The organism is Staphylococcus parequorum, from assembly GCF_039237145.1.
Classification (GTDB): domain Bacteria; phylum Bacillota; class Bacilli; order Staphylococcales; family Staphylococcaceae; genus Staphylococcus; species Staphylococcus equorum_A.
The window spans coordinates 1,794,393-1,809,532 of record NZ_CP150682.1; the positions used below are offsets into that span (position 1 = coordinate 1,794,393).

The window sequence follows — 15,140 nt, forward strand, 5'->3', positions numbered from 1 at the left end:
ATTTTGTGGAGGGTGTAATATGAGCAACGAAAGACAGGTTTCCGAGGCACCTGTAAATTTCGGGGCAAATCTTGGATATGTTTTAGATTTATATGACGTATATCTAAATGATCCGACTTCAGTCCCTGAAGATTTGCAAGTCCTATTTAGTACAATCAAAAACGGTGAAGCTAACATCGTAACAAATACTGAAGGTCAAAGTAATGTGACTAAAGGTGATAGCACAATCAAACGTGTTATGCGCTTAATAGATAATATCCGCCAATATGGGCATTTATTAGCAGATATTTATCCAGTCAATAGACCTGTAAGAGAAAATGTTCCAAAGTTAAACTTTGAAGATTTCAATTTAGACAAAGAAACACTTGAATCTATTTCTGCAGGTATCGTATCAGAGCATTTCAAAGATATTTATGACAATGCTTATGAAGCTATTGTACGTATGGAAAAACGTTACAAAGGACCAATCGCCTTTGAGTACACGCATATCAACAACAATAGAGAACGTGTATGGTTAAAACGCAGAATTGAAACACCGTACAAAGCAACTTTAAATGACAATCAAAAAATCGAACTTTTTAAAAATTTAGCCCACGTTGAAGGTTTTGAAAAATATCTACACAAAAACTTTGTAGGCGCAAAACGCTTTTCAATTGAAGGTGTAGATACATTAGTCCCAATGTTACAGCAAACTTTAAAACTTGCGAGTGACGAAGGTATTCAAAACATTCAAATTGGTATGGCTCACCGTGGGAGATTAAACGTACTCACACATGTTTTAGAAAAGCCATATGAAATGATGATTTCTGAATTTATGCACACAGATCCAATGAAGTTTTTACCAGAAGACGGAAGCTTAAAATTAACTTCTGGTTGGTCTGGCGATGTTAAATATCACCTTGGTGGCGTGAAAACGACGCGTTCATATGGTAGTGAACAACGTATTTCATTAGCTAATAACCCAAGTCATTTAGAAATCGTAGCACCTGTTGTTTTAGGGAAAACACGCGCAACACAAGACAACACAGATAAACCTGGTGCAGTAACAACGGAATTCGAAAAATCTATGCCAATATTAATTCATGGTGACGCAGCTTATCCTGGCCAAGGCATTAATTTTGAAGCAATGAACTTAGGTAGCCTTGATGGTTATTCTACTGGTGGTACTCTGCACGTTATTACAAATAACCGTATCGGCTTTACAACAGAACCTGAAGAAGGTCGTTCTACAACATATTCTTCAGATGTAGCTAAAGGATATGATGTGCCAATTATGCATGTTAATGCAGACAACGTTGAAGCAACAATTGAAGCAATTGAAATTGCTATGGCTTTCAGAAAAGAATTCCATAAAGATGTTGTTATTGACTTAGTTGGTTACCGTCGATATGGTCATAACGAAATGGATGAACCATCAATCACAAATCCACTACAATATCATGAAATACGTAAACATGACTCCGTTGAACTTTTATACGGAAGACAGCTCGTAGATGAGCATATTATTACAGAAGATCAAATGAATAATATTATGGATGAAGTACAAAAATCATTACGAGCAGCTCATGACAAAATTGATAAAAATGATAAAATGGATAATCCAAATATGCAAAAACCAGATGACTTGGCAGAACCAATTCAAAGCCAAGATACTGAATTGAGTTTTGAACAACTTAAAGAAATTAATGATGCGATGCTTACGTATCCTTCAAATTTCAATGTATTGAAGAAACTTAATAAAGTATTAGACAAACGTAGAGAGCCATTTGAAAAAGAAGATGGATTAGTTGACTGGGCTCAAGCAGAACAATTAGCTTTTGCGACAATTACTCAAAATGGCAATCCAATACGCTTAACAGGGCAAGATAGCGAACGTGGTACTTTCAGTCACCGCCATGCAGTCTTACATGACCCAGAGACTGGCGAGAAGTACACACCGTTACATCATGTACCTGATCAAAAAGCGACGTTTGAAGTACGTAACTCACCATTATCAGAAGCTGCAGTAGTTGGCTTTGAATATGGTTATAACGTTCAAAATAAATCATGTATGACAATTTGGGAAGCACAATATGGTGATTTTTCAAATATGTCTCAAATGATTTTTGATAACTTCTTATTTAGTTCAAGAGCTAAATGGGGTGAACGTGCTGCTTTAACATTATTGTTACCTCATTCATTTGAAGGACAAGGACCAGAACATTCATCTGCACGTTTAGAAAGATTCTTGCAACTTGCAGGAGAAAATAATGCGACAATCGTTAATTTATCTAGTTCAAGTAACTATTTCCATTTATTACGCGCACAAGCTGCTACATTAGGTACAGAATCTATGAGACCTTTAGTAGTAATGTCACCGAAAAGCTTATTACGTAATAAAACAGTAGCAGATCCTATTAGTAAATTTACTACGGGCAAATTTGAAGCGATTTTACCAGAAGAACATCAAAAAGACACTGTAAGAAAAGTTATTTTAGCTTCAGGAAAAATGTTTATTGATTTAAAAGAATATTTGGCTCAAAATCCGAATGATTCTATATTAATTGTTGCAGTAGAGAGACTTTACCCATTCCCTGTAACAGAAATCGAAGCATTGTTAAATGAATTGCCGAATTTAGAAAACGTAGCTTGGGTACAAGAAGAACCTAAGAACCAAGGTGCATGGTCATTTGTTTATCCTTATCTAAAAGAATTAACTACAGATAAATACGATTTAAGTTATCATGGTCGTATACAACGTTCGGCACCGGCTGAAGGTGATGGTGAAATCCACAAACTCGTTCAAAATATGATACTCGAACAAAGTACAAAAATTAACTAGGGGGAAGTCAAGCATGCCAGAGGTAAAAGTTCCAGAATTAGCAGAATCCATAACAGAAGGTACCATTGCAGAATGGTTAAAACAAGTAGGCGATAACGTAGATAAAGGTGAAGCTATCGTTGAACTAGAAACAGATAAAGTAAACGTTGAAGTTGTTTCAGAAGAAGCAGGCGTTCTTCAAGAATTACTTGCAAACGAAGGCGATACAGTTGAAGTAGGTCAATCTATCGCTGTTGTTGGAGAAGGTAGCGGAAACAACGCTTCTGAAACACCAGCTAAACAAGATGACGCTAAAGACGATTCATCATCAGAAAAAGCTCAACCACAACAATCTGAAACGCAAAATGATAAATCAGAAGAAAAAGATCAAGACAACGGACAACGTGTTAATGCAACACCTTCAGCACGTAAATATGCTCGTGAAAAAGGTATCGACTTATCTGAAGTAGCAGCACAGTCAAATGATGTTGTAAGAAAAGAACATGTTGATCAAAGTCAAAATCAAGCAAGCTCAAAACAATCAGCTCCAGCCGCTAAAGAAGAAGCGAAAAAACCGGCACAACAAAATCCATCAAAACCAGTAGTGAGAGAAAAAATGTCTCGTCGTAAGAAAACAGCTGCTAAAAAATTATTAGAAGTTTCTAATAACACAGCTATGTTAACTACATTTAACGAAATCGATATGACGAACGTAATGAATTTACGTAAACGTAAAAAAGAACAATTCATTAAAGATCATGATGGTACTAAACTCGGCTTCATGTCATTCTTTACAAAAGCAGCTGTTGCAGCGCTGAAAAAATTCCCAGGTGTGAATGCTGAGATTGACGGCGACGATATGATTACTAAACAATTCTATGATATCGGTGTTGCAGTATCTACTGACGACGGTTTACTTGTTCCATTCGTAAGAGATTGTGACAAGAAAAACTTTGCTGAAATCGAAGAAGAAATTGGCAATTTAGCTAAAAAAGCACGCGATAAAAAACTCGGCCTAGACGATATGGTAAATGGTTCATTCACAATTACTAATGGTGGTATCTTTGGTTCAATGATGTCTACACCAATCATTAATGGTAGCCAAGCTGCTATTCTAGGTATGCACTCAATTATTACACGTCCAATTGCTGTCGATGCAGATACAATCGAAAACCGTCCAATGATGTACATTGCATTAAGCTATGATCACAGAATCATTGATGGTAAAGAAGCAGTAGGATTCTTAAAAATGATTAAAGATTTAATTGAAAATCCAGAAGATTTACTATTAGAATCTTAATCCACAACACAAAATAGTTTATTAATCCCAATACAACGGCGCTAAGCGTCGTTGTATTTTTTGTTTTTAAAATTTTAATTACTCTAAAATCCAAATAAGAGGCGTGAACATGAAATCAAAATTCGACTTCGTATTCACGCCCCCAAAACTAATCCAAAAACAAATACGATGATTAATAATATCAAGCCACACGTTAAACAAATATAACCGGAAACCTTTGAGCGTTGTCTTAGAAGAAAAATACTTAAACTAATTATGGCAACGCTTAAAATCAACAATGCTATTAAGTTTAACCATGAATTTAATAAAAATAGATAGTATTAGAAAATCGAGTTATGTCTTTGACTATGCTTAACAGATACATGGAATTTTAAAAAATATGCTCATTTAAAAGGACATATACAACAACAATAACTAAAAAGGCATATTTGATCACAAAATAAGACATTAACTCAAAATCGTACTTAAATTACAATGTGAGCGATCAGCATAAAGTAATTTATATTTTTATTACAACTCTGAAAAAGTTAAATATTTCTGCAAAGAAATTAATAATGCACAATCATATTAAATCGAACTGATGAAATATTTTCATTTGAGTAAAAATGGAAGATATTGGCGTTAAATTGGATAGATTCATCTTTATGAACCGTATAGTTATCTCCATCCAATTTAAGCGTTAGTGTACCTTCATAAACCGTTATGTACTCTATAGATCCAGAACCATGTGGCGATTCTTTCATAAGACCTTCAGGCTCTATAATAACCATATGACTCTCAAACTTTTTCTCAATATCAAACTTAAAAAATGGATATACTTTATATTTATTGTCATCTGAAGTTAATGGATTCAATTCATTCGCAGATATCTTTCTAATATTTTCAATATTTTCTTGTGTAAGTTCAGAGAATGAAACTCTTAAACCGTTAGCTATTTTCCATAATGTTGTAATCGATGGAATAGATTCTTTACGTTCAATTTGCCCAAGCATCGTTTTACTTACTTCAGTCAAAGTGGATAAATGTTCTAGTGAATATCCATTTTGTTTTCTATATAACTTAAGATTTTCAGCAATAATATCATTAATTTCTTTCATAGATCTTTCCGCCTTTATTTTATAATCTAACGCATGGAAAATTCATTCCAAGTCTTAAAACGTTATAACGTCATTATACACGTTATAACGTTTTATGCGAGAGGGGAGGTGGTAATGATACTGTTGTAAAAGCTATAAACCTTGTAGCATCAGTGTCCTTACCACTATTTACTAATTTAAACATTCTGGATTTTAAACACGTAAAACAGCAGATTTCATGTTTAAAATCTATACTAGTTACGATATTTCTATTTATTCTAATGACTACAGTTCATTATTCTATTTCAATAACAAGCTTATTATATTAAATTTTCGACCATTCAAATAATGATTACTAACCGTTGAATATTGCTTGAGCATAAACATAATTTTTGTATCTTTAAAAGCATAGATGCATTATTTATTATGTTAAGTACCTTTTTCATGATCAGTCTTTCCATTAAAAATTGCCATTACTTTAGACTCACTAGCTGAGACAATTCTAAAGTAATGGCATTTCTCTACTCTATAAACAGTTTAATTTTTGGCGTGTTTTTGATAATAATCACGTGGACTGCACCCATAAGACGTTTTAAATTTTCGATAAAAGTTAGAATAATCGCTAAAACCGCATTGATTGGCAACTTGTTGTGGACTTTCTCCATTTTTCAACATACGTTGCGCATTTTGCAATCGTTTCTGTAATAAATAACGATATGGTGGATAGCCTACAAGGCGAGTGAAGTGCTGAGTAATTTTATAGCGACTAACATAGAATTTCTTTTCGAGATCTTCTAATGAAATAGGATCTGCGTAGTGTAACTCCATATAATCTAATACTTGTCTTACTAACTCAGATTCCGGGTCATCTATCACTGATACTTGTTCATTAGCAATTGACACTCTATTTAAAAGTATAAAAAATTGAGTGAGCAATGCTTCTTCTGCTAATTTCTTTCCAAATTTCTGACTATTTTGTTCATTAATTAAACCCTGAAGTAAATAATATAGTTCTCTTTTTTGTGATTCTGACAATTGCAGTAAATTTTTAAAGTTTGGTGATTTTGTGTCGAAGCATGCACTTAAATCATATGTATCTGTAGACAAAGATTCTAATAAATGTTCATCAAATCTTAATCCGATACGTTCGGCATGCCCATCCATTTGTTCATTTAACTGATGAAATTCATATGGTGTAATGAGTAATAAAGAACCTACGTCTAGCTGATATTTTCTACCTTCAATGGTATATAGCATATTGCCTGACAGTGAGAAGAATATTTCATAATGGTCGTGATAATGTAATTCATTGCCAAAGTGACCATCACTTATCCTGTGCCATGCTGCATACTCTCCATCAAAAGGTAACGAAATAGAATCAAATTTAAACTTAATATCCCCGTTGTCTTTCATTCAAATACCTCCCGCTCAAAAAACAATCTTTTTCCCTTTATTTACAATGTTGTTAATTTTCACTCAATATATAATTAAATTATAACACTAAAGCAATATTATATTGAAAGGATGATTTATATGACTGAACCACAAATTGGAGTTCAAATGATGATGCTTAAAGATAAGGTAGCTGAAGATGGGATATACAATGTTTTAAATAAAGTAAACGAGCTTGGCTACCATGCTGTTGAGGTATCTCAAATAGAAATGACAGAACAGAATATTACTGAAATGCAACGTGCAATTAAAGATTTTGGCATGAATATCGCGGCAATGTCTTGTGGTGTCGAAGATATTTCTGAAGATCAAAAATATCCAGGTGATACATTACAAAATGATTTTGATAAAATTGTAGCAGATTGTAAAGCTGTAGATTGTACAATTTTACGTATTGGCATGCTTCCTATGAACTATATGGGTTCTAAAGAAAGTACGCTTAAATTTGCCGAAATATGTGAGGAATATGCGAAACGCTTAAAAGAACATGGCATCGATCTTTACTATCATGCGCATAACGTAGAATTCGTTCGTTATAATGGAGAGCTCATGTTAGATTTAATGCGTGATAACACTGAACATTTAGGCTTTGAGTTAGATGTACATTGGATTTGGCGTGCTGGTATAGACCCAGCTAAATTCATACCAACATATGCAAATCGCATTCGTGCCATCCACTTAAAAGATTATCGTATTGGTGAAATTGATTGGGACCAATACCCTGGAGAAGGCGTTGAGAAGGTATATTATATGCTACATATGATTACACAATTTGCTGAACTTGGTGAAGGTACTTTACCTTTAAGAGATATCATAGAAGCTGGCCTTGAAAGTGGCAGTGAATATTTCTTTGTTGAGCAAGATGAATTATACGGTGCCGATCCATATGATTGCTTAATCACAAGTCGTGATCACTTAATTGATTTAGGTTATAAAACATGGTTCTAATTTAAATTAATAGTCTATCTACACCTTAATAGGTGCTTTTTAAAGAAGTTAAATGTAAGCGATTGCAATTTACTTCTTTATAAAATTCAAGTTATATTTAATGAAAATGGAGGTATTTTTATAATGAAAAATATCGCAATATCAGGATTTTCGGATGAAATATCATCCGAATTAGATACCCAGTTAAAAACTGTCAGTGAATTAGGTATGCGCTATATCTCATTGCGTGGTGTTGATGGTGAAAATATTAGCAAATACTCTGTTGATAGCATACAAAAAGATGTCTTACCAAGGTTGAAAAAGTGGAACATTGGCATTTCATCCATTGGTTCGCCAATAGGCAAAATTTATATTAATGATGAAGATGCTTTTAAAGCGCAATTAGAGACATTAAAAACATTATGTCAAATATCAAATACTTTAGATTGTAAATACATTAGAATATTTAGTTTTTATATACCAAAAGAAGATAATTTTGATGATTATGAAAAAGAAGTCATTGCTAAATTAAAGCAATTTGCCAAAATTGCTGAACAATATAATGTGATATTACTTCATGAAAATGAAAAAGATATCTTTGGAGATATTGCTCGACGTTGTAATGTTATTTTAAATGAAGTCGGTTCAGAACATTTTAAAGCAATATTTGATTTCGCAAATTTTGTTCAGTGTGGCGAGGATCCACAAGCATGTTATGAATTATTGGCTCCACATATTGAATATATTCACATTAAGGATGCTATTTATGAAGATAGCGTCAATGTCTTATGTGGTACGGGTGATGGTAAAATTGAATCGATACTTAAACAAGCAATCGACCGCGGCTACAAAGGATTTTTAACACTAGAACCTCATCTCGTTGTATTTGATTCACTTAAAGATTTAGAACTTGAACATTCCACAGAGACGATTCAAAACACAGTAGCTAAAGACGGCGCTGAAGGATATAAAATGCAATATGAAGCTTTACTAAAAATACTATCTAATATTGAACAAAAGGAGAATGCATAATGGAAAAAGTTCGTTTAGGAATTATTGGTTTAGGTGCACAAGGTGGCACGTATGCAGGTTTTATTCATAGCGGAGAAGTAGATAAACTAGAAATTGGCGCAATATGTGACATTGATCCTGAGAAAAAAGCATTAAGTGCTGAAAAATATCCAGATGTACCTTTCTACGATAACTATATTGATATGTTAGAAAGTGGCGATGTAGATGCAGTCGTTACTACAGTGCCTCATTACCTTCATACAGAAATAGGTAAAGAAGCATTGTCTAGGGATATTCATGCACTTTTAGAAAAGCCTGCAGATATCTATGCTGAAAAAGTTAAAGAAATCAGTGATTTAGCAGCTTCTAAACCAGAATTAACGTTTGGTATTTTCTTTAATCAAAGAACCAATCCTTTATACCAAAAAGTTAAAGCATTAATTGATGCTGGTGAAATTGGTCATATTCGTCGCACAAATTGGATTATCACTACATGGTGGCGTCCACAAGCATATTATGATCAAAGTTCTTGGAGAGCAACTTGGGATGGAGAAGGCGGTGGCGTTTTAGTAAACCAAGCACCACACCAAATCGATTTACTCCAGTGGTTATGTGGCTTACCTGAAAAAATATTTTCAAATGTTAAATATGGTTACCAAAGAGAATTAAACGTCGATGATGATGTAACAACTGTATTAGATTATGGCAACGGGGCAACAGGTGTATTCATTACATGTACTCATGACATTATCGGAACAGACCGCTTAGAAATCACTGGCGATAAAGGTAAAATATTAGTCGAAGATAGTAACAAAATTACACTGACTCGCTTAAAAGAATCTGAAACAGACATGAACCGTAATATGTCGTGGGAAGATGCTGCCAAAATATTCACTGGCAATGGTTTTGACGATATCTATGATCAAGAAACGTTTGAATTCGAAAGTGTATGGGGTCAACAACACATCAGCGTATTAGAAAACTTTGCAGCTAACATTATTGATGATACACCATTGATTGCTCCAGGCAGTGACGGTATTAATGGTGTTAACTTTGTAAATGCCATTTATCTTTCAAGTTGGTTAGGCAAAGAGGTATCACTACCAGTAGATCCAACAGAATTTAAAAATGCATTACAAGAAAAAATTCAATCAGAGCAATAAATTAACTCATAAAAGCATAAATAAACGGAGATGGTCATATGCTTAAAATTGGAATTGTTGGACTAGGTGATATCGCTCAAGTACATATTCAAGCGATTGATGATAATCCAGAGGCTCAATTAGTAGCAGTTTGTGATGAAAACGAATTATTAAAAAACAAAGTACCTCATACGCATTTTTATAAAGATTTAAATGAAATGTTAGATTCAGAAGCGTTAGATTGTGTTCATATTTGTTTACCACACTATTTACACTTATCAGCAACAGCGACTTGTGTTGAAAAAGGCGTTCATGTGTTGCAAGAAAAACCACTTGCAATTAACGCTAAAGAAGGTCTTGAATTAGTGAAATTAGAGCGTAAGTACCCAGAAATTAAAATTGGTATTTGCTTTCAAAATCGCTATAATGATACCTTTCAAACACTTCAGAAAATCGTCGGAAGTGGTGAATATGGTAATGTCATTGGCGTAAAAGGGCTAGTAACTTGGTTTAGACCTGAAGCTTATTATACAGAGAAACCTTGGCGCGGTAAGATGGACACTGCTGGTGGTGGCGTACTAATCAATCAAGCTATTCACACACTAGATTTAATGCAATTACTTTGTGGCAAAATCACATCTATTAAAGGCAATGTCTCACAACTATTAGATTATGATATTGAAGTAGAGGATACCGCAGCTGCACACATAGCGTTTGAAAACAAAGCAAATGGTATGTTTTTCGCTACAAATGCCAGTATTGGGAATTCTAGTGTTGAGCTTCAAGTCATCTTTGAAAATGAAAAATTCACAATTAAAGATAATATTCTGACACGTGTAAATGAAGACGGTTATAAAAAGCAAGTTATAGAAGATGCTAAAGCACCTAAAACAAAATCTTATTATGGACCAAGCCATGGTAAACTGATTAATCAATTTTATGATTGTCTGCATAACGATACACAAAATTATGTACATGCTCAAGATGCACTCGCATCCATCGCTATGATAGATGCAATTCAAATGTCTTCTGAATCAAAACAAACCGTAACATTTACCAGTGATTAAATTTATCATTATTAAAAATCTATTCAGCGCACGGAACATAAATACAACATGTTATTTTGTAAATGTAAATTATATATTTCACTGTAGTTGTCTGTATTTACTCAGCTATGTGGGAGCAGGGTAAGTAATCAAACATTGATTGCTTATCTTGCTCCTTTTTATTCGAACATTTTTGATTTTTGAAAGTACATGTTTGCTTGGAATATGAATCGAATCTATTATCTCTCACTCATACTATTTCACTGGACGTCAGCCTTATACAAAATGGGACAAGTACATATAAATATTTAAATCATCTATATCGTTTCAACTTCATTAGGGATACTTATGACTTGTACTCTTTTTCATACAATTTTTAAGTAAATAAAATAATTTTATCATTCAACACAATGATTGTTTTTTCATTTAAGCTTCACTACAATAAATATATAATAATATATTTTAATGAATGAAGGTGCATTTTATGAGCGATAATAGCAAAATTATATTAGATTTAGCTGTATCTTTAGATGGTTTTATAGAAGGATCGAATGGTGAAATTGATTGGTGTATCATGGATCCAGAAATGAATTTCACTGCATTTTTAAACCAAATAGACGCTATTATTTATGGTAGAAAAAGCTATGATTTATGGGGAACTTTCCAACCGCAAGCAGACGATAGCAATGGAGAGCAGTTCATGTGGGACAATATTCATAGCAAAAGTAAATATGTATTTACACGCCAGCATATTTCAAATCAAACAACTACTGAATTTATTTATAATCCTGACATTACCAAAGCAGTCGAACAAATCAAATTAGCTCATACAAATGACATATGGTTATATGGTGGGTCTAGTATTATCACCTCATTTATAGATAAAAATTTAATTGATGAATATCGTTTATCTATTCACCCAGTAGTATTAGGTGCTGGAAAACCATTATTTGAAAATATTAATCAAAGATTGAATTTGTCATTGTTAAAAATGCATACTTATCAAAGCGGTGTCGTACAGCTCATTTATGGCAAAGATAAATAATGATCTTTTATAGAAAAAGGAATGATATTCAATGAACATAGCGATTGAAGCTAAAAACGTGTCAAAAGAGCTTAACCAGAATCTTATCATTAATGATTTGTCTTTTAAAATCCCCAAAAATTCCATAACTTTAGTAAAAGGAATAAATGGAGTAGGTAAAAGCTTAACATTAAAACTTATTTCTAAATTACAGTTACCAAGTAGCGGCAATATTTATACTGATTCTAAAATTAGCTATGCCCCGGATGCATTTCCTAAAAACATTAAAGTAACAGTAAAACAATTTTTATTATTTATAATTAACTCAAATAATCAAATTAATAAAAAACAAGTACATACTATACTGCAAAATTATTTGGATTTATTTTATTTAACTGAATTTCAAGATTTGAAATTGCATCGTTTATCTAAAGGTACATTACAAAAAGTTAATATTATACAATGTCTATTAGCGGATGCTGACATTTTAATTTTCGACGAACCATTTTCAGGTCTAGATAATAAATCAGAAAAACGGTTTGTAAATCATTTACGACAATTAGTTAAAACGAAAACAATTATTATAACAGCGCATGATTACAATTTTGAAAATACTGTAGTCACTCATATACTCAATTTAGACGATTACACATTTAAATCCATCTCTAAGCAAGATACGCAGAAATTAATTACTGTGCAAAGCTATAAACAAAACCACAACTTAATTATGGTAAATAATGAAGGTTCTATACTTTCTATACTAGAAATTAGCGACAATAAGTTAGCGATACAAGTATATAAATCAAAATCTAACTTAGTTATACTAAATTTAATAAATAATAATTATGAAATTATAGAAGTAAAGGACTTATAATATGCTACTTACTTTTTTAAAATATGAAAATTTAAAGTTTTTAAAATCTTTTATTTTTATACCACCTATTTTTATTTACTTATTATGTCTAATAAGCATCTATATTTATAAAGATGTCCCTGTATTATCTAGTTATGGATCCACATCAATTGTGCTATTTCTTATAATGACTTGGCTTACAATTATTAACTTTAAGCACGATACTATTAACGAACGCTATATTTTATATATCCAATTAAGATCTAAAAGCAATTATTTAAAGCTTAAAGTTTTATATCTTTTTCTAGTTAGTTGTTTATTAATTCTAGTTTCACTATTCTATCCATTATTAATCCAAGTTTTTAATAAAGAGATTACATTAAATTTAATTTTCATAGGTTTAATCACGCATATATTAATGAGTTCTTTTGGGATATTATTAGGTTCTTTTGTAACAAATACACAAATTGCCAGTAAAAACTTTAATTGGCTTCTTACAATACTTATCTTAATTGTTACACTGACCAAGGATTTATTAATAGAACAATTTTCATTTTTGCAATGGATATTATGGATTCTTCCTCCTATAAGCAATATCTTGTATCTTTTAAATAAGGATTCTATTCATATATTTAACTTAGACTTTATAACGTTGTGCATTCATTCTGTAATTTATATAGTTATAGTTTTTCTCATGACCAAATATTTTTTCAATAAACAATAAGATAAAAAATTGTTGTTAATACAAAAAGCTTCTAGCCATACGGAGACAAGTAGACACTTTAGTATCTTTGAATATTAAATAGAAAGCCCCAATCTATTAGTTTTTTCTAATAGATTGGGGCTTTCTAATAGAGCATGAGATAATTCTGTCCCACGCCCTTTTAAATTTTACTACGACTTTATTATTCAAGTATAACAACTAACTATTCATTTAAATTATAACTCCAATAATCTCGATTCAATTTACATGTCTTAAACATGTAAAATTATTAAGCTATATACACGAAAAGCTCAATAATAGCTAGAATTAAAAATACTAAGAAAACTACGCCATAGATATTATTTTTCTTAACACTTTTAGCATTAGCATTTTTTTGCTTTGCTTTATTATTTATATTCGAAAAGAAAGTAATTCCAGAATACACTGCTATAAGCACAGTAATACCAAATACAACCCATACAGTTAACATTTTAAAACCTCCTTCTAATTCAATAAATCTATTTTCAAATTTGTCATGAAAAATAATAAATCACGATATATATACATTTTAATACATTTTCTTAATTCGTCCAATGTATATTCGTTATAATTTTGTAAAACCATTATTCATCATACAAATAATACTTAAAGTAAGTTATAATTAGTTGAAAAGATATGAATAGAGGGGTTAATATAATGAATGGTCTTAGAAGTGTTACTACAGGGACAAATGATTTAGAAAAAACTAAAACTTTATTTAAAGATATACTCGGACTCAATGTGACAAACAAAGGACAAGCGCTACGTTTTGGAGATGCTGAACTTAATTCTGGGACACGTATACATTTTGTAGAAATACCTAACTATATTAACAATAATAATCATATAGATAATATTGGCTTGCGTGTGCCAAGTGATGAAGGTCTGGATGAGTATAAATCAGTATTAGATAATCATCACATTAATCATGGTGGTATTACCGATTTAAATGGTCATCAATATTTTGATTTTAAAGACCAAAATGATCAAACATTTAATATTTACTCAAATGAACATAATACTGGGACACCATTAGGTATGCCATCATTTGAAAGTACTGTAAATCCGTTACACCAGATCCAAGGATTAGGGCCTGTCCTCTTGAAAGTTAATGAACTTATATTAACGCAATCTATTTTAACTAAAGTTTTTGGACTCATACATTTTGCTGAATACGCACCAACAGACAATGCCGATTATAAAGTACAAGTGTTTCGTATAGGAGACGGCGGGCTAGGTGGCGAGCTACATATTTATGCTGCAAAGGATGAAGTGAAAATGCCTGAACATGGTATAGTTGAACAAATTGAATTTGCTACTGAATCCAAAGCACATTTTCAAAATGCATTGCAACAACTTGAAGTCATTGGTATTCCTTATCAAACATTAGATCAAGATGGCGAACGTTCTTTAAGAATTAGTGAAAAAAGCGGCATCACATTTATATTAACTTTAGAAACAAAACAATAAAGAGAGGTTTTTACAATTATGTTACATGAAACTTGGAAAACAAATACACCTATTAAAAAAGTCGAAGTTGAACATGCAGAAGCGAAAAAATTCACAGTATCTGATATGCTAACAGTAGGTAAACAATATGACGTTATCAATGAAACTGAAGAATATTATCAAATCATCGATAACTCTGGTCTAGTTGGTGGATATTATAAAGAATATTTTAAAGAAGTATAAGATTTTAAATATATCGTATTGCACCATAAACGCAACAAACAATTCCTCACAAACTATTGTGAGTTTATAAATTTT

General features: G+C 32.0%; 13 protein-coding genes. 10 read left to right on the plus strand and 3 right to left on the minus strand.

Annotation, left to right across the window (positions count from 1 at the left end; all coding sequences use genetic code 11):
• Positions 1-19: 19 nt before the first annotated feature.
• Both AAA453_RS08730 and sucB read left to right on the plus strand, forming a co-directional pair.
• Positions 20-2,821 (plus strand): 2-oxoglutarate dehydrogenase E1 component, encoded by a 2,802-nt coding sequence (locus AAA453_RS08730; RefSeq protein WP_427704443.1) that lies wholly within the window; start codon positions 20-22, stop codon positions 2,819-2,821.
• A 13-nt stretch (positions 2,822-2,834) separates the two neighbouring features.
• Positions 2,835-4,100: a dihydrolipoyllysine-residue succinyltransferase gene (gene sucB, locus AAA453_RS08735; protein ID WP_427704444.1), complete on the plus strand. Its 1,266-nt coding sequence runs from the start codon at positions 2,835-2,837 to the stop codon at positions 4,098-4,100.
• 548 nt (positions 4,101-4,648) lie between these two features.
• Here sucB and AAA453_RS08740 read toward each other — a convergent pair.
• Together AAA453_RS08740 and AAA453_RS08745 are read right to left on the minus strand one after the other, a co-directional pair.
• A complete protein-coding gene (locus AAA453_RS08740; protein ID WP_427704446.1) occupies positions 4,649-5,197 on the minus strand; it encodes a helix-turn-helix domain-containing protein in 549 nt (182 codons plus the stop codon).
• A gap of 516 nt (positions 5,198-5,713) precedes the next feature.
• Complete coding sequence (locus tag AAA453_RS08745; protein ID WP_046465324.1) at positions 5,714-6,589, minus strand: AraC family transcriptional regulator; 876 nt, start codon at positions 6,587-6,589, stop codon at positions 5,714-5,716.
• 120 nt (positions 6,590-6,709) lie between these two features.
• Here AAA453_RS08745 and AAA453_RS08750 point away from each other — a divergent pair, with 120 nt between their 5' ends.
• From AAA453_RS08750 to AAA453_RS08775, 6 genes are all read left to right on the plus strand, one after another.
• Entirely contained in the window at positions 6,710-7,576 is an 867-nt protein-coding gene (locus AAA453_RS08750; RefSeq protein WP_427704447.1) for a sugar phosphate isomerase/epimerase family protein, read from the plus strand.
• Positions 7,577-7,699: 123 nt separating this feature from the next.
• Positions 7,700-8,587 (plus strand): sugar phosphate isomerase/epimerase family protein, encoded by an 888-nt coding sequence (locus AAA453_RS08755; RefSeq protein ID WP_427704449.1) that lies wholly within the window; start codon positions 7,700-7,702, stop codon positions 8,585-8,587.
• The gene (locus AAA453_RS08760; RefSeq protein ID WP_427704450.1) at positions 8,587-9,729 is read left to right on the plus strand and encodes a Gfo/Idh/MocA family protein; all 1,143 of its coding nucleotides are present in this window, start codon (positions 8,587-8,589) and stop codon (positions 9,727-9,729) included. The genes AAA453_RS08755 and AAA453_RS08760 overlap by 1 nt, the downstream gene beginning before the upstream one ends.
• 38 nt (positions 9,730-9,767) lie before the next feature.
• Complete coding sequence (locus AAA453_RS08765; protein ID WP_427704452.1) at positions 9,768-10,775, plus strand: Gfo/Idh/MocA family protein; 1,008 nt, start codon at positions 9,768-9,770, stop codon at positions 10,773-10,775.
• A gap of 463 nt (positions 10,776-11,238) precedes the next feature.
• On the plus strand, positions 11,239-11,799 hold the full coding sequence (locus AAA453_RS08770; protein ID WP_427704454.1) for a dihydrofolate reductase family protein: 561 nt from the start codon (positions 11,239-11,241) through the stop codon (positions 11,797-11,799).
• A gap of 31 nt (positions 11,800-11,830) precedes the next feature.
• Positions 11,831-12,652 (plus strand): ATP-binding cassette domain-containing protein, encoded by an 822-nt coding sequence (locus AAA453_RS08775; RefSeq protein WP_427704456.1) that lies wholly within the window; start codon positions 11,831-11,833, stop codon positions 12,650-12,652.
• A 971-nt stretch (positions 12,653-13,623) separates the two neighbouring features.
• Here AAA453_RS08775 and AAA453_RS08780 read toward each other — a convergent pair.
• Complete coding sequence (locus AAA453_RS08780) at positions 13,624-13,824, minus strand: hypothetical protein (protein ID WP_002507627.1); 201 nt, start codon at positions 13,822-13,824, stop codon at positions 13,624-13,626.
• A 206-nt stretch (positions 13,825-14,030) separates the two neighbouring features.
• Between AAA453_RS08780 and AAA453_RS08785 the strand changes: the two genes are divergently transcribed.
• Complete coding sequence (locus AAA453_RS08785) at positions 14,031-14,843, plus strand: VOC family protein (protein WP_427704457.1); 813 nt, start codon at positions 14,031-14,033, stop codon at positions 14,841-14,843.
• 18 nt (positions 14,844-14,861) lie between these two features.
• Entirely contained in the window at positions 14,862-15,065 is a 204-nt protein-coding gene (locus AAA453_RS08790; RefSeq protein WP_002507630.1) for a DUF6501 family protein, read from the plus strand.
• Positions 15,066-15,140 lie beyond the last annotated feature (75 nt).